Annotated in this window: 7 protein-coding genes; all 7 read right to left on the bottom strand. The window is 46.5% G+C overall.

Annotation, left to right across the window (positions count from 1 at the left end):
* Positions 1 to 20 precede the first annotated feature (20 nt).
* Positions 21 to 1202 carry a glucose-1-phosphate adenylyltransferase gene (locus tag AC1DLM_RS07790; RefSeq protein WP_477569617.1) on the bottom strand — a complete coding sequence of 394 codons (1182 nt, stop codon included), beginning with the start codon at positions 1200 to 1202 and terminating at the stop codon, positions 21 to 23.
* Between the two features lie 7 nt (positions 1203 to 1209).
* Positions 1210 to 3114, bottom strand: a complete 1905-nt coding sequence (gene glgB, locus AC1DLM_RS07785) for a 1,4-alpha-glucan branching protein GlgB (RefSeq protein WP_477569616.1) — start codon at positions 3112 to 3114, stop codon at positions 1210 to 1212.
* 155 nt (positions 3115 to 3269) lie between these two features.
* Positions 3270 to 4055 carry an SDR family oxidoreductase gene (locus AC1DLM_RS07780; RefSeq protein ID WP_477569731.1) on the bottom strand — a complete coding sequence of 262 codons (786 nt, stop codon included), beginning with the start codon at positions 4053 to 4055 and terminating at the stop codon, positions 3270 to 3272.
* A gap of 217 nt (positions 4056 to 4272) precedes the next feature.
* Entirely contained in the window at positions 4273 to 4668 is a 396-nt protein-coding gene (locus tag AC1DLM_RS07775; protein WP_477569615.1) for a (R)-mandelonitrile lyase, read from the bottom strand.
* Positions 4669 to 5142: 474 nt separating this feature from the next.
* Positions 5143 to 6240, bottom strand: a complete 1098-nt coding sequence (locus AC1DLM_RS07770) for a BTAD domain-containing putative transcriptional regulator (protein ID WP_441987887.1) — start codon at positions 6238 to 6240, stop codon at positions 5143 to 5145.
* 3 nt (positions 6241 to 6243) lie between these two features.
* Positions 6244 to 9336: an ATP-binding protein gene (locus AC1DLM_RS07765; RefSeq protein WP_477569614.1), complete on the bottom strand. Its 3093-nt coding sequence runs from the start codon at positions 9334 to 9336 to the stop codon at positions 6244 to 6246.
* 273 nt (positions 9337 to 9609) lie between these two features.
* On the bottom strand, positions 9610 to 18243 hold the full coding sequence (locus AC1DLM_RS07760; protein ID WP_477569613.1) for a cadherin-like beta sandwich domain-containing protein: 8634 nt from the start codon (positions 18241 to 18243) through the stop codon (positions 9610 to 9612).
* Positions 18244 to 18287 lie beyond the last annotated feature (44 nt).

Raw genomic sequence — 18287 nt, 5'->3', positions numbered from 1 at the left:
ACTCTCCTCCTTGGCTTGGATTATCCGAAATACACCTGATTGGTCAGCTTGGCCGGAATAACAGCTGGATACTGGCGTCTTACCGTTGTTCTCTCCGCAATTGTCGTGATCTCTGCCCCGTCTAGCTGACCTACAACAGCTCCATCCTTAATGATTGCGCCTTCCCCGATAATCGCATTACTGATGAGCGCGTTTTTGCCAATTTGCACACCTGGCATGATGACGCTATTGAGTACTCTGCTATTTCCTCCAACACGAACATTATCGAATACCACGGAATGACTGATATTTCCATAAATCGTCGAACCATCGCCGATTATCGCATTATTTACTCTGGCTGTTAAGGAAACGTGAGTTTGCGAGAGATTCCTTGTTTTGGTCAGTATAGGCCACATTTCCTGTTCCAATTGCAATTTAGGCGTATATCCAAGTAAATCCATATGGGATTCCCATAGGCTTTGAATCGTACCTACATCTTTCCAATATCCTTCGAATGGATATGCCGATAAGTGGGCGCCTTCAGCCAGCAGTCCCGGAATGATATTTTGTCCAAAATCATGGCTCGAAGATTGATCTTCCGCATCTTTTTCCAAAGATGACCGAAGAACATCCCAATTGAACAAATACACGCCCATAGAAGCGAGATTACTAATAGGCTTCAGCGGTTTCTCTGCAAAAGCTGTGACCCGGTGATCTTCATCCGTGCTCATAATGCCAAAGCGACTCGCTTCCTCCCACTTCACAGGGGTAACGGATATGGTAACATCCGCGCCAGAAGCCTTATGATGCTCGATCATCGCGCGGTAATCCATGCTATAGATATGGTCGCTGGAAATAATTAAGACATAGCTTGGATTCTGTTCCCGCAGAAAAGCCAAATTCTGATAGATGGCGTCCGCTGTCCCCGAGTAAGCATTGGGCGCACCAACTTGTCTTTCAAATAGAGAGATCCCACCTCGCTCACGCTTCATCCCCCATGCTTCCCCGCTTCCGATATGAGCATGCAGAACAGCAGGTTTGTACTGTGTCAACACGCCTACCGTGTCAATACCTGAATGGCGGCAATTGCTTAATGAAAAGTCAATAATTCTATATTTTCCACCAAAATGGACAGCTGGCTTTGCGATATTTTTCGTCAACGGACTAAGTCTACTGCCCTCACCACCAGCTAATAGCATCGCTACGCATTCCTGTTTCTTCACGCTAATCTCATCCTTCCGTAGGCTTATATTTGAGGATAACCGCTGCAAGTGGCGGTATGTTAACTGAAATACTTTGCGGATAACCCTGACAAAGCCATTCCTCGGTTTCCAACATGTTGTCATTGGTTACTCCTGATCCGCCAAATTCCTGCTTATCGCTATTAAAAACCTCCTGATAGTGCCCAGGCTCCATGACCCCAAGGCGATATCCCTCATGCGTTTCAGGTTTGAAATTGCTTATGATAATAAGCTGTTCATTGTTCGTCTTCGATTTTCGCAAGAGCGTCACCAGGCTATCCTCTTTCTCATCCGCAACCAGTGAGGTAAAGCCGTTCGACTCGAAATCAAGTTCCCACAATGCTTTTTCTGCTATGTAAAAATGATTCATCTGTTTCACAAATTCCGCAAAATGCTGATGCTCTTCAATGTCCAACAATCCCCATGCCAAGGAATCCGCTGCATTCCAATCGTCCATTTGACCGAATTCAGTGCCCATAAAAAGCAGTTTCTTACCCGGATGTCCCATCATATACGTATAAAGCACACGCAGATTAGCAAAACGCTGCCAATTATCTTCCCCAGACATTTTACCTAGCAAGGATTTGCTCGGATCATTCATTTCGTCATGAGAATAAGGCAAGATGTAATTCTCATCCGTTGTCCCCAGCAATGACCGCGTTAACCGATCTTCCTGTCCGCTGCGTTCGCTTTGATTCTTCTTCATAAATGCCAGCGTATCCGAGGTAAAGGCTAAATTCCATTTGTAATTAAACCCTAGTCCGCCATACTCAACCGGTGTAGTCACTCCCGGATAAGCGCTCGAGTCTTCTGCAATCATGAGCATATTAGGATACCTGGAGAATACGACTGCATTTAATTTCTGTAGAAACGCAATCCCTTCCAGATTCTCCTCTCCCCCCTGTTCGTTCTTAATGTATTCCTCTTCTGGCCGATTAAAATTCAACGTTAACAAGCTATAGACGGCATCGACTCTTAATCCATCCACATGATACATATCCATCCAGAAGAGGGCATTCGAAATCAAAAAACTAACGACTTCGGGCTTACCATAATCGAAAATATACGTTCCCCAAGTCGGATTCTCACCTTTGCGACTATCCGCATACTCATAGAGCGGGGAGCCATCAAATCGGGATAAACCATGCGCATCTTTGCAAAAATGTGCAGGGACCCAGTCCATAATCACGCCGATTCCCTTTTGATGACAACGATCCACAAAGCACATGAAATCTTTCGGTGATCCATAACGGCTTGTTACTGAATAGTAACCAGTTACCTGATATCCCCACGAGGAGTCAAGCGGGTGCTCGGCTAACGGCATAAGCTCAATATGGGTATACCCTCGCTCATGAACGTAATCGACGAGTTCATCAGCTAATTCCACATAACTATAAAATCCACCGTCCTCCTTGCGCTTCCAACTGCCCAAATGCACTTCATAGATAAGAAGCGGCTGCTGCAAGTGTTGATTCGATGTGATATTCGCCAACCAGTCTTCATCCTGCCATTCATAGTTTTCAAGCGAAGCAATAATGGAAGCGGTTTCCGGTCGAAACTCCGTTTGAAACGCATAGGGATCCGCCTTCAGATAATGATCTCCGTCTTGCGTAACGATTTYATATTTATATAAAGTGCCTTCATCAAGCTCGGGAATGAATAGTGTCCAAATGCCTTCCTGCATCGTCATCGCATGATGGCTGCCATCCCAACCGTTAAAGCTGCCGGATACGTTCACCTGCTTGGCATTCGGTGCCCACACAGCGAAGTTGACTCCTTTGCAGCCTTCGCGTTCTTCTAAATGTGCCCCAAGAAATTGATAGCTTTGATACTGTGTGCCCTCATGCAGCAAATAGAACGCGTCCGTGTTTGATTTCGAGGCGATTGTTGTCATGCTCTTTCCTCCCCTGCGTTGTTGAATTTAATGGTAATTACACACATATGGGTAGATTGAAACAACAAATTGATAACTTTTTGCAGCACAAAAAAAACACGATACCAGTTTGGCTCGTGTTTTTGGAACGATCATTTTGTATAGCGCTATTGCTATTATAGCAGCGATTCCGCGCCGTCAATGAACAGTTCCGTACCGGTAATATGGTTAGAAGCGTCTGAGGCCAGGAAAGCTACCAGATTAGCGACTTGCTCAGGCTGTCCAGGCGCATGTTCTAATGGTTGGCTTCCTTGTGGGTACTTGACTGGAATTTTAATTTTCTCAAGTTCCTCTGTAGGCTGGGTATTCTCACCGATATTGGTCTTGATTGAGCCCGGGCAGATGGCGTTGACGCGTATTTTGTACCGGGCCAATTCTAACGCGGCCATTTTGGCAAAGGCAACTTGCCCTGCTTTGGATGAGCTATAGGCCGTCATCCCGAACCCGGAGAAGGTACGACTTCCGTTAATTGAACTCGTGATGACGATGCTGCCGCCACTCTCTTTCATATGAGGAATTGCATATTTAACGCAGAGGAACGTCCCCTTTAGATTGACAGAAAGTGTACGATCCCAATCCTCAGGCTTCATATCTTCAATCGGCGCCAAAACCCCGTTGATGCCAGCGTTGGCAAAGACAACATGTATCTGTCCCCATGTCTTTGCCGTTTGCTCGAACGCCTGTTGAACTCGGTTCGAGTCGGAGATGTCGACGTCGGCTGTTATCACCTGACCGCCTGCTGCTTCTATCTCTTGTTTCGTCTGCTCTAGCCGGTCGTCCTTCAAATCAGCAAGGCATACTTTCATTCCTTGCTGTGCCAGCATCACGGCTGCAGCACGCCCAATACCGGATCCTGCTCCGGTAATCAAGGCAACCTTGTCCTTTAAATCGGGTAGTACCATCAACGATTTCTGCAATGTTTGCACGGCAGTGGGTTCACTCCTAACCTATATTAGTAGACTCAAATAAACCTGATCCTCCTACTTATTAAAGTTACTATACCCATTCTGCGCATCATTCAAACTCAATCGATCGTTACTACAAAAAAATAAAAGCCCCAATCGCAGGGCTTTATTTATCGATATGAGGCTCAAGATCCTTCCACATATACCCGACGACTTAGGACTGATATTCATCTTCAGGGACTTGCTCCAACCATTCGACCGTCTTGCCGTCAAGACGTTCTTGAATGGCGATATGGGTCATAGCTGTGGTGGGAGAAGCACCATGCCAATGCTTCACACCAGGTGGGAACCAGACTACATCACCGGGGCGAATTTCCTCGATCGGACCTCCCAATCGTTGAGCCCGTCCTATCCCCGCCGTTACGATCAGCGTTTGACCCAGCGGATGCGTATGCCACGCTGTCCGTGCGCCGGGCTCGAATGTAACACTTGCACCAGCTACGCGTGCGGGCTCAGCAGATTCAAATAATGGATCGATCCGAACCGTTCCCGTAAAATAATCAGATGGTCCTTTACCCGAAGGTTGGGATCCTACTCTTTTAATTTCCATTTACTAAATCCCTCCGTTAATGTTGTGAGTTTGTTTTCGCGTTGTTGTACTTATAATGATACCAAAAGGGACGGCTGAATTGAATTCTCCTTGGCACATATTGCGCGGTTTGATGGACAGATACTCTGTAGAATTTCTATTAACTGGAAAATATACAGCTATTTATGCGAAATTCGCTCGAAATCTCGATTTAACTGTAAAATATGTAGCTAAAACCTCCTCTTTTGTTCAGATCGGTTAAAATGGTTAAAATTAACTGTAGGTTATCCATCTATTCTGAGTTAGATCAGAAATAACCAAAATTTAACTGTATAAAAACCATCTAATCATCTGGAGGACAGGAGATTTAGGAATCTACCTTGTAATTGCTCATCGAAGAGCTGCTGACGGCGACTGTGTGGCAGGACCTAGCATCCATAAGGAAAAACGAGCAAAGACAAGCCCTTCCCTTTTGAATGAAGAGCTTGTCTTTATTTATGAAATCACATCCTCCAGCCGAAGATCAGGCGACGTTCCAAGCTCTCGCTGCAGCAGTTGCTCCAATTCACGATATTGCTTCATCGCTTCGTTCTTCCGGCCTAGATCAGCATACAATCGCATCATTTTGTAATGAATGTCTTCTCTCATCGCATCGATCTTCAACATTTCACCGTAGTAATGCAGCGTTTGCTGTGGACGGTCATGTGTCCAGTGATGCTGAGCAGTCAACTCCAACAAATCAATGTATTGTTGCTCCAACGAGCGACTCATCTCGATAGCCCACTCATAGGACCTGCCTTTCAACAACGGTCCCTTATACAGAGCTTCCGCCTGTTCCAACAAAGCTGCACGCTCACTAGGTGCTCGTCTAATTTCCTTGATCAACCGCTCGAACTCATACAGATCGCACCTCAGATCATCGGTTTCTAAGCGTATTTCGTTTCCCGTCGTTGTAATCCCCCCGCCAGACCGGTCGTATCCGACCGCTTTGCGGATAGCGTACAGCGTCGAATTCAAATTCTTCAATGCATTGTCCGGGGCTAGATTCTGCCACAACGTTTCCGTTACTTCCTCCCTGGCCACTGTTCTTTTGCACGCCAGAAAAGCAAACAATTCCTCGGTTTTCGGACTTCGCAATCGAACCGCTTCTTTCTTCCCTTCAGTCATACGGCGTATAATTTTAAAACCACCGAACAGTTGCACCTCCAGATTCGGGATGGGATCGTCCTGCCGTCGAACCCTTTGAATCTTCTCCATGGTGACGGCTAGCCTCTCCGACGTAACAGGTTTTACGATATAGTCCAGCACGTTAATCGCATAAGCTCTTACCGCATACTCATCAGAACCTGTCACTAACACAATATCGATATTCCGCCGCATATCCGTTAGCAACGCTGATAATCTCATTCCGTTAATATCGGGCATGGAAATGTCGAGAAAGGCGACATCGATATCATGCTCTTTGGCATATTCATATCCATCCTGKGGATCTAAGAATGTCTCGATACTTCCGATTCCACCGATTTCCGACAAGAGACGCTTCAGTCTCCTTATCGCCATTTCCTCGTCGTCTACGATCATCAATCGCAGCATACGCTACGTCTCCCCTCTTTCTAAAATGTGTCTTGTCGACAATTCCATCTCCACACGCGTGCCTTCACCCTCTCGGCTGTCGATGCTTAATGTTGTGCCATACAGCAATCGCAAACGTTGGCTAATATTCCACAATCCGATGCCCCCGACTGCCGTGTCGGGCTTCATAACTGACACCAACTGACCTTCTTTCATCCCGCAGCCATTGTCTTCAATTCGTATCAATACATCACCTTGTGCCCGTTCGATAACGGTCAATTTCACCGTCCCCCCTTTCGAGCGGGACATAACGCCGTGTCGAATCGCATTTTCCACAATCGGCTGAATAACGAGAGGGGGAATCATTACCCCCAGATTTGCCTCCAAAACGTAATCCACCTGCAGCCTCGCACCAAATCTCGCCTGTTCAATGGCTACATAAGACTGGACGAGCTCCAACTCGTTCTCCAGCGTAGTCAAGGCTTCGAGGTGCTTGAAATCAAAGCTGCTTCTCAAATAGCTCGACAATCGAAGCGTAAGCTGCTCTGCCTGTCCGGCATCGATCACGCACAGTTCGGCGATCGCCGTAAGCGCGTTATAAAGAAAATGCGGCTTAATCTGCGAACGTAGAAAAGCGATCTCTGCATTCCTGGCTAGCTTGACCGAAGATTTCAGCTCGGTCAAATTACGTACGCGGGCCATCAGTTCCTCGGATTCGAACGGCTTCGCGACAACATCGTTCGCTCCGTTCTCCAACGCTATTCGAATATCCTCGCTGCTGTTTCGGGCCGTCAGCACGAGCACTGGCAGTTCGAACGGCGAGAATCTTTCTCGAATGCGCCCAAGAACTTCGTAGCCGGACATGTCCGACATGATGAGATCCAGCACGACAAGAGAAATATCCGGATAACTGAACAACGTTTCCAAAGCTAGTTGCCCTCGGTCAACAACGATGAAGGTGCGTTCTTCCAATTTGAACATGTTCATCATACTTTGCAGATTCGCAAAATCGTCATCCACCAGTAGAATCGGTTCCTTTTCCTTACCCACAACATATAGCGGATACTCTTGAGAGTGCACACTGACAGTTCTGGACAATGGCAATTCGACTGATTCAGCCATCCTTCCGTCGCCGTTCAGTTTCAAATTATCATCTGCTAGAGGCAGTGTGAAGCGGAAAGCCGCCCCCCTGCCAGTCTCCGAATCAACTTCGATATGTCCGCCGTGCAGCTCCACCAGACGCTTCGTAATGCTGAGCCCAAGCCCGGTGCCGCCGTAATCGGCCGCTCCGTCTTGCTCGAAATCCAGGAAAATGCGTTCGCGCATATCTGCAGCGATCCCAAGCCCGGTATCGCTCACTCGCACTTCCATCCATTCTCCCCTAGTTTCGATGCTCACTTCGACGGTCCCTTGATTAGAAAACTTAATCGCATTACCGATTAAATTGTGCAAAATTTGAATGAGTCGATTACCGTCCGCATAAACAAGAGGCAAATGATCCGGCACGCTGTTGATCAGCTTCGTGCTTCTGCCCTCTAGCAAAAAGCTGTGAATCTGGATAACCGATTCGACATACGATTTCACATCGATTGCTCTTCTTTGTAACGCCAGATCACCGTGCTTAAGCTTTGAGTAATCGAGCAATTCGTTTACGAGCATCATCAGCCTTCTGCCGCTGTCAACCACGATGGACATGTTGCGAGCCTGTTTGTCTGTCAGTGTCCCCTCCACTCCCTTAAGCAGTGATTGGGAAATATTAACGATCGCATTCAGCGGTGTCCGCAATTCATGAGATGTATTCGACAGAAAGTCGTCTTTGATTTTATCGAGCCGCAGCAATTGGTCTTTCATCCTGTCGACCGTCTGGTAAGCTTCAAAAAATCGCAGTACGACAACAGGTACCATCACGGCATTAAAAATAATGATGCAAAACTGTGCCAGCCAGGCGGTTTTATAGATCCCAAGTGCGAAAAATATTACATCCAGCGAATACATATTAATCATCAGTACAGCCACACACAGCATCAGTAATTTAAACCGTGTTCCTCGCTCGCCTTTCATGAACAATTGGGCAGATACGAGAAAATTCCAAAATTGAACGATTTGGTACAGGAGAACAATATAGAACTGAATTGGCGTATACGCCCGGATGGATAGCATCGGAATAAGGATCATAAATCCAATCAGCACGAACGTTACCGCTAGTGTAATACGTAATGACAGCTTGCTTCTATGCAAATGATGGTAAAAAAGCGCTAATGCCAAACAACMGGAAACCGAAACGAAATCCTTGATTTTATATAGGATTTCGAAAGATAGTCGGCCTTCCAACAAAAAGAAAAGCGATCGCTCTCCCATTAGTCCGTGATACAGCCCAAACATCAGACAGATCGACGCCAACAGCAAGAGTGAATGGTCTCTGATGCGATAAGCGGAGGCAGCCGCGAAACAGATCAAATAAATCAGCGTCAGAGTACCAAGAATGCCCAATACGAAAAAATCTTTACTGAGCGCTAACTGCCGTTCAGAGATTAATTGATCGGCAGGCCCAAAGCGCAGCGAGTCGACGATACCTGAATTTACATAATCGTAGTTGGCCGCCTGCACGATAATTTCGATGCGCCCCTGTTTCGCGGAAAAAACGCCAAGCTGTGGGCGGTTACCCGAGCGATAGCCCGATTTGTCAGTGGACGTTTGCCCATCAGCCAGCAGCTTGTCTCCATTCACATAAATCTCACTGGCAAAACGAATATTCGGTTTCTTCAGCGCCAACTCTCCGGCATAGGAAAGCCCAGTCAACACCATCCTGTATGTAGCCGCTCCGTAAACCGGCAGCTTAACGCCGTTAAGCTGCTTTCCGTTCCAGGGGGATGGGATTTTCATATAAGAAACACCGCTGGCATCGGGAAATTTCGATGGCTGTCGGAAATCATCCGGCGTAAGCAACTGGTTCCAGTAGAACTCCCACTCTCCGTCCAACGGGATAACTGGATCGATTTCGGGATTCCACCGCTCAAGATCCAAGTTGCCATGCTGAACGATCCATTGGCTTTGCTGCTCGCCGCCTGTGATCTTTCCAGAAAGAGGTACGAGCGAAAAACCGATCAATCCGATCACAGTGACAAGCAAGACCCTTGCAAGCCAAGATATTCTTTCGTTTCGAATCAGGTTCGCCTCCTCTTCCCTAGACAATTACTTAATGATATAAACTATTTCGTTGTCGACATCGTGAATTCCTATTCGGTATGCGGCTTAAAATGAAAATAAAACCGCTTCAAACTTAAAAGCGCGCGCCAATTGAGTATCGGCACGCGCTCACAGCATAGCTTTTTTCATCTGTCTACTTGACAAGGGTATGACCAGCTCATTGGCTGTCATGTTTAAAACTTATTAATGATTAGGTACCACATAAACACTGCCATCAGACAACACTTGTACAGTGCCCGAGGCTGATTCAATTTCCCGAAGTGCCCAATGTTCTTGCGGAACGTCCGGCCAGCTTGATGACTTAACGTCGGCTGTCGGCCGCCCGAACAATCGGTTTAATATCGTTACTGCTTCCGCACGATTCAATTGATTATTCGGCAGGAAGGTGCCGTCGGAATAGCCCTGCAAAATGCCTGCTTGCGAAGCTTGCTTAATCGCTTCAAAAGCCCAGTGCTCTTGCGTATCGCTGAAACCTGCATAAGAAGTGTTTCCAGTTGCTCCAACTTGAAGCAGTCTAGCAGCAATGTTGGCAATCTCGCCGCGAGTAATCGCATCATTAGGGCGGAAGCCGGTATCATCCCCGAGCATCACTCCTGCGCGCTGCATATTGGCAATAGCTTCTGCAGCCCAATGTCCTTTGGCAACGTCCGGATAACCACTAGGTGCCGAAGCCGAAGCATTGCTCGACTTACCAGCGCCAATACGATTCAAAATTGTCGCCAATTCCGCACGCGTAATGGCTTGCGATGGGTGGAATGTGCCGTCTGGATAACCGGACAAATAAGGTTTCAGCGCTCCCGCTCCATTTTTCTGAATAATCGTAAATGTACTGAATTTACTGATCTCAATAGCAATACCGATTGGTTTGCCATCCGCATCATAACGGATTTCTCCTTGCTTAAGCACTTTTTCGCCGTCGCTATGTTCAATGTACACAGCAAGCCCATCCAGTACTTGTTTGGCCGCTGCTGCGTTTTCTGGCAAACTCAAGTTATTCAGTGGGAACACGACTTCCGTCTTGTATCCCGAATAGTTGGTTTCAATCTTAACCGGTTGACCGATTATGGTAATCGATCGACCTCCTGCATCTTTGAGCACAAGCTCAGCAGCTTTCACGCGTGTTGTTACTTCACTGCGCTCAGCCTCTGCACGGACCGGAACAATTCGGAAGTAGGCATCTTTTCCGTCTTTGCCCATTTGCTGTAGGGACTCTACGGATACGGTGATCTGCCCATCAGGCAGCACCAACTGCAGCGCCATTCCTCCATCTGCAAGCAAGCTTACCGTTTCGGCATTTAAGCTGACAATTCGCTCATCTGCAGGATCTTCTGGCAAGTCCGTTACATAGATGCGAGCAATATGATCCTTATTCTCTGCAGCCTTTTCCAAGATCTTACGTGCATCTGTAGTATTCAATTTCACCGTATCAAGCGCTTTACCTTCTGACGATTGAGTCCTCAGGATGTTGGTTTCGAATGTCCAACCTCCGGAACTTCCTGCAACCGTCGTTTGGCGAACCTTAGGGCCAGTACTTGATTCCTCTACACGTTTTACGTCGATGGAATACGTCTGTGAAGACATCAGATCGGCTGATTCCACATTGACGATTATGGTATTGCTTCCAATTCCTATAGCAGGTGTAAAGGTGCCACCGCCTTTAATTTTTACATTCCGCACTCTTACTGTCGCCTCTGGATCATCGGTAATCGCCTTGATTGCCACGTTGGAGCTTTCGGTTGGTGCAATCGTTCCGTATTTAAGCTTGTATGGCGTAAAAGCACCGTCCAAGATGGTATCTGCCTGCAAACTCGCCAATAATGGTGGCTGACCAGGCACTGTCTGCTTACGCAATACAGATACAATATAGGTGAGTGCGGTACCGTCTTGAGCTTCCACCTTAATAGTAAAGGATTGTGCATCCTTCGTAAATGGAAGTGACAAGACTGTTCCGTTCGTTACCTTTTGACCATTGATGTAGATGACTGCATCCGATTTTGCAGCAACTGGTAGAAGCTTAAACTCACCAACTGTATAAGGTACAAGAACCTCATAATTTGCTACTGTCGGGTTGAAGTCAGTTAACAACTGAGCTCCGTCAGTAGCAAGTCCCAAGCTTTGCAGTTGTGCATTACCGCTTAGTTCTCGAACTACAGTTACTTGGTAGTTGCGTGTTTCCGATCCGTCTGGTGAGGTCACAACCACAGGGACTTGATTCTCGCCAACTTGCAGCTGAATCGCCTGAGAAGCTTGCCCGCCCTGAACGGATTGACCTTTCACTTTAATACCTGAACCGGCTTTCATAGCACCAGGTGTCAAGGTTACTGTGTCCACGGTATTATCCACATAAACGGCATAGTTTTCTTCCGTCCCTGTGAAGGCTTTCGCCGGAAGTACATCTCCCGGTTGCGAAGCCGTGGCATTATTCAGCTTCAATGACGTCAATAGGGCTTCTTTGGAACCCGTTCCATCAAGAGTAAGTGTGTAGAACTTATCACCTGCGCTAGCAGAACGAACTTTGATGGATACCGATTTCCCAATAACAGGTACTGCGACATCGACATAACCGCTCTCAGGAACTGTCGTGCCGTCGATCGTCACGACCGAAGTAGCCGCCATCGGAACTGCATATACACGAACATTGTCTGAATAAGCTACTGCTTGATAAGCAGTTGTACCGAATTGATACGGAGCACTCATCTGTGCATTGCCCGTTGTCAGTGCCGCAAGATCGCTAGKGGTTGCCGGAATCGCTTCAGGTATACCTCGGATGATTTCAAATCCATACTCGGTTTTGTTGCCAACTCCATCAGTAGCCGTCATCGTCATCTTTACGCGATCCGTCGAATCTCCCCACGCCAATGGTGCGTAATAATAGAATTTCCCTTTATCATCCAATGGAACATTCGTACCATTAACAACAAGTTTAGCTCCCGCATCTGTTTGGCCGGTTATATACATTCTGCTGATATCTGTGACAATACCATTCAGTGAAATCGGGTTGCCCTGAGCATCATTGCCTCCGGAAGCGATCAACATCGGTCCTGTGCGGTCAATGAACAACTTGCGGTATGCCGTAGAGCGGTCACCGCGCACATTCACAGATTCAACCAACACGTTATATTCCCGTTCTTTCAATACGGCAACTCCAAGCAGATCTTGCAGAACAAATGTGGCAGTTCCTCCTGCTGTTACTTGCTCATGGCTGCCGAGCTGCTGTCCGTTTACGAATAAAGTCACAGTTGCGTCTTGATCAGCAGTCACCTTCAAGGAGGCTTGTTCAGCTGTTGTAAGCATTAGCTTCTCTTTATTTCCGTCATATGACGTATACGCTTGTTCAATGACTGCTTTTGCACCTGCGTCAATCACCACTGATAACGTTGGCGGTTGTGGAACTGGCAAATCTGTCAACACACTCGTAGACATTGGACTAAGCACAATACGTCCTTGCTCATGACCAATAGCTGAGACAAAGATATCATGTTTTTTGCCAGAAGTTAACTCGGTAATAACAGCATTCTGCTCACTTCCCACTTGAGGTAGCAGATCCATGATTGGAACTGCAGCTTTACCACTCGTGCTTTCACTAGCCCAAATGCGATAAGCTGTCACATCTCCTGCAATAGWAGCCCAGCGCAAGGATATTTCTCCATTCCCAGTAGAAAGAACCTCAGGTTGCTCAGGTGTATCCAGCGAAATAGGAGCAGTCACCTCTACAGTTGCATCCGTAATAGCATGGATCGGTGCTTGATCTGCACTTTCTCCTACAACAGAAAGATAATAAGTTCCAGGCAGCAAGGAAGTCGGAAGATCAATAGCTTTACTGCCGGATGATGGCAAACTGCTTTGAATAACTTCTCCAACCCATTGATCAGCACTGTCTGTTAACATCATGGTTACTTGCGCATCAGACGATGCATTCTCCATAGACCACGTTACTTGAATACGATTTTCCACGCCAGCTACAGCATTTACTGAAGCTTTAATCTCAGGCAGAGGAATTAATTTTTGAATTTGCAGATCAACTTTTGTAGCATTTTGAATCATCCATTTGCCAGCTGGCGCATTCAACAGCGAAACATATAGTGTATCCCTGCCGTCATTCACTGGATTTGGTGTCGAGATCTTCGTCTGTTGGAGCGGATCTCCGCTTGAGTTTGTACTTGATACTCGATCTGACGCCGGTTGTAAATAGGCGTTGCCATCAGGAGCATCGAAGTTCAGTGTGTATGGCGAACCGTCAGGCGCTGTAATGACAGTATTGGCATTGCCGCCGCTAACCGTTAGCATGTAATTGCCATTCTCGGCGATTTCGAGATATTTGCTGAATCGGCCTTCCATCGCCAATGGTTTAATGGACTTGAACTTCCTAGTTGACTTGTAGGCAACAACACTTGTATGACTGCTGCTTACAACTTTCCACTGTCCCTTCAAATCAACATCATCTAGGAAAATCGTTTTCTTCTGCTGCGATTCGTCATACAGAACATTCATTCCTGGCAAATCCGCATTAGGTTGAAGCTTGTAAAGATCACCTTTTGGCGTATACAGTTTTGTCTGTTCATTTGCGCCATAAATCTCTACGATCGCTTGGCCATTATCTGTTTGAGTCATGTCAAACACGGTAGGATAAACTTGATCCTGCACCCACTGCTGAACATCCTCTATTTTCGTTTTGGACGGAACACTGTTTAATACGGCACTTGGACTTGTGCCTGCGCTGATCATCCAAGTTCCTGCCTCAACCGCATCCACCAAAGTGTACACGTAACCCTTATCTTCGAAAGCATTCCAATCTGGTTCGTTCTGTGCCGTCTGTAGACTATAAGGACGTCCATCTGGCTTGTACACAATAATATCACCTTGAGCTTCACCAACTTTAAGGATGTAGCTTCCACGCTCTTTCACTGTAAGAGAAGTAACCGAGCGATCTGGTGTTTGCGACCACAGCTTCGCCAATTCATCCAACTTCAGCGACTCGCTGGCAAATAACAGTTCATTCACTTGGATATGACTATTACCGCTTGTTGTCAGACTCCATTTGCCTGCAAACAACGCTACACGCATATATGTCATTTGGCTGTCAGCATCATAGCTGATTTCTGGATACATAGTCTGCTCATAACTTTGCTTAGATGCAGTACTTTTCAGTGCAGCAGTTCGTTGATCTCCTTTTAAGGCAATAAGTGCCGTGTAGGAACGATCTACCGTAAAAGTAGCTGTCGACTTCCCGCTTGAAGCATTTGTTTCTGTTGTGATCAGAGGTGTTTGATCCACTGACGTAAGCTGTCCATTCACAATGCGCGCTTTCGCATCGATATGAACTGACTCATCCGGTTGGAAAGACAAACTAACCGGTGTTAGATCAAAGACTCGCTTCAGCGGATTGGCAGCAGCAATTCTAACATCATTCACCGTTTTGCCCGAATCTGTATTCCTTAGGAACAATTCTTCCGCAATGTCCAGCCATGGTTCTGCTGCGTCCATAAAATCAGAAACACTGTTCACGAAATCCAGACCCTTTTCCCACCAAGACTTCTTAGGCGGCTCTGCTTCCACTTCGAACAGAATGGTATTGTTATTGAACGTATACTTCAGATTAGCGCCTACCCCGTTATGTCTGAAAGTACCACTAATGCCTTTTTCATTTACACTAAGTGCAACGTTACTCACCGTCGCTCCACCAATACGCGGAATCCCTTTGGGAACATAAACCGTTCCTTTAATAGCACCGTTGAATCCCTTTTGATTAAAAGAGTACGTGCCAATTGCTCCTTTGACGACTTCAAAAAGGTTGATGTCGCCTTTCGTTGCAAAGCCCGGTGCAGAAAATCCTTTGATTCCAGCGGTTGCTGGATTCACTACTGTTTGCATGTCCATGTTTTTCACTGGCAGCCAATAGTAGTATTCAATTCCACTGCCATTAAAGCCGTAGTTCGATAGATTCATATCAATGGAATCGGTACCGATTAGATTAAACTTGTAATTGGCCTGCGGATGCTTCAGTTCAGGGACAATGAGATCATTCACAGATCCAGTGACACTGAACTTCTGAGGAATCTGCGACTTCTCTGCAAGTTTGTCCACATTACCGAATAGATAATTGACTTGTAGACCTGTCGAAGCAAGCTTCACTTTCTTGTACATCCCAAAACTTACGCCATCCAAACGTCCTTGTTTGGTTTTCATATTCAAATCGAAGCTTAAGTTCGTATCTGGCAAGCTGCCTGTTCCCTGAACACCGACATAAGGAATGCGGCTTTCCACAACGAATTTAGTATCACTTGCTTTGATTGGGCCCACCTGAAAGCTATTCTTCATCGTGTAGGTACCCGACAAATCGAAGCGGTTGTTACGGAATTGCAGGCCTTCAAACGGCACCGTTTCCTTAACTTTTTGAGTTCCTACTTGCAAACCGATTTCCAGATCACCAGTTAGACGCAGGCCGTCCTTTGTAAAAATAAACGAGCTTGCCTTGACCGGCATATCCATGTTCAAGTAGTCCGTCGCTTGCGAGCTGCTCAAATCCAAAGCGAACTTGTCTGACGTGATGGTAAAAGGCCCCTCATGAATCGTATAAGACACATTCGAACCGAGTGCTCCACCGCCGTTGACATATAAGCGGCCATCGCCGGTTATTGTCGCTGGATTTACTCTTTTGTCCACAGTAAGGCTGGTTCCCTTGAACATGACCGAGTCATTAATGATTACCGGTTCGGTAGTGTCATTAAGTGTATAGAGACCAGCCGTATCCGGATTCTCCGTGAACGGCCMTTGCAGACCAAGACTGTTTGCCTCGTTGCTAGCAGACGTGCTTGGCACATCTACTCTAGCGAAGTTTCTTGGTTTGTAGAAGTCTTGTGCTGTTATCATCAAACCTTCCGTATATACATAATCTTCATAGAAATCATGCTCCAGGTGTACATCATATTTGCCCGGTGGCAATTCATCCTTCCATGTCAATTCTAACTGACGTTCATTAATGACATTGTAAGAAAGTGTATATTTGGTGCCGTCCTTACTTTGTAAATAGTAATGAATATCGGCTAAAGGCTTACGAAGCAAATTAGCAATACCCGTACCGACTGCAACCAATCGTTTCTTGTCTTTCACATGCAGAACCGAAGCGCCTACACGGTCATAATCAACATCCGGTTGTAACATGTTCGGATCATCTTTCATGATAAATCGTCTTATATCTGTGTAGCTTGTACCAATGATATTCGTTGCATAGCCACGTGTTTCATATTCTTTATGCCACGTAAGGCCTTTTAGAACAACCGTAAATGAGCTTGTTCCTTCTTCTGTACCTGTGTACGGTACTCGAACCCAATTATTATCGCCCTTATCTGAGTACTCTCGATACTCGACCCCTCGTGCTGTAATGTCTTTTGTTCCATCATCATAGACATTTGTAATCACACTGACAATATCATCGATATGCTTGAGATCAAACTGAAGAATCGGATCCACCGTAAGCTTAACACTTGGCGCTGTCGGAGGTGTATACCCGAACAACCAAGTTTCGTTCATAATCGCTGCAGGCTCAGCACCGACTTTAGAGCCGAAAACTTTATCCATGATCATAATTTCGTCGCGATTTCCACCAAACATGACAAAATTTTTACCATCGAACGCTATGTTCGCATTGGTTAATGGGAAAGGCACCTGATTGGGTTGCCCCTGGACCTCATAAACCTTTCCCTTTTCGTCCATATTACTTTTATACATAACTCCGGTGGAGAATTTTAATGGAGAAGTTTCCCACTTACTTCCATTCCATCCATAAGCCATACTCCCCCTCGTCGGAGGGTATGTGCTGGATGGCAGTTTTAATTTTTCAACCAATACCGCATTGTTATCATGTACATAGTCTCGTTCTCCACCAAAGAAGACAATTCGACGCCCATCATAGGCCATTGCCTGTCCCCATCGACCATAAGCTTCTGGACCAGCTATCGAACTCCAGTTCTTTGCTTCCCGGTTCCATTTCCATAATAACGGAGAGCTATCATCATGCGTGATCGTCTTCGTTTCTTTTGTAGCGGTACCTGTGTAGGACGCAGTGATTTGGCCTTTGTTCCCACCGTAAAGCACTGCCGTTTGGCCGTCAAAAGCCATTTGCCCGCCATACGCTGCAGGTGGCTTATCATCAGGCGTAGCCTGAGTCCAGCCAGTTCCATTCCACAGCCAAGTATCGTCCTGAAGATGCTTAGAACTTCCGCTGCCTGAATATCCGCCGAACAGAACCAACTGATCGCCGTTATAGGCAAGCTGAGCCCCTCCGCGAGCTATCGGGGAGTCCGTAAGCCCTTGAACTTGCTCCCACTTGGCATCCATGCCATCCCACAGCCAAGTATCACCTAGCAACGCTCCGGACTGACCCTCGCCTCCGAATAGAAGAACTTTTCCAGTGGATGGATCATAAGCCATGGCTGCGCCTTTGCGTTTGGACGGAGAGGAAGCAAGATGCAATTCTTCCCGCCAAGTTTTCTCATAGCCATCCCATATCCAAGTCTCATCGAAAAGGCCACTGTTACCCTGACCTCCGAACATAACCACATTCTCAGCCATCTCATCAAAGATCATGGCTGCACCCTGTCTTGCACCAGGTGAAAGATTCGTTGTTACTCTCTGCCAAGTATAATCCGTAATTTTGGTTGCAGGACCGTATGTATTCTGCAGCACTGTGTTAGTCCCGAGAGCCACATCTTTAGCTTGAGCTACACTCGAACCGCCGTATAGAAACGGTATGTACTGGAATAGCAATGCAGCAATTAATAGTTTGGCCCATCCGGCTTTCCGACGTCTATTCAACATTCATCCCTCTTTTCCTAGTTTTCATCAACAGTATCCGTAGGCAT

This window comes from Paenibacillus sp. 01T442, assembly GCF_056398345.1.
Note: the sequence above shows the minus strand (reverse complement) of the source record. Positions and strands in the feature narration are given on the sequence as shown.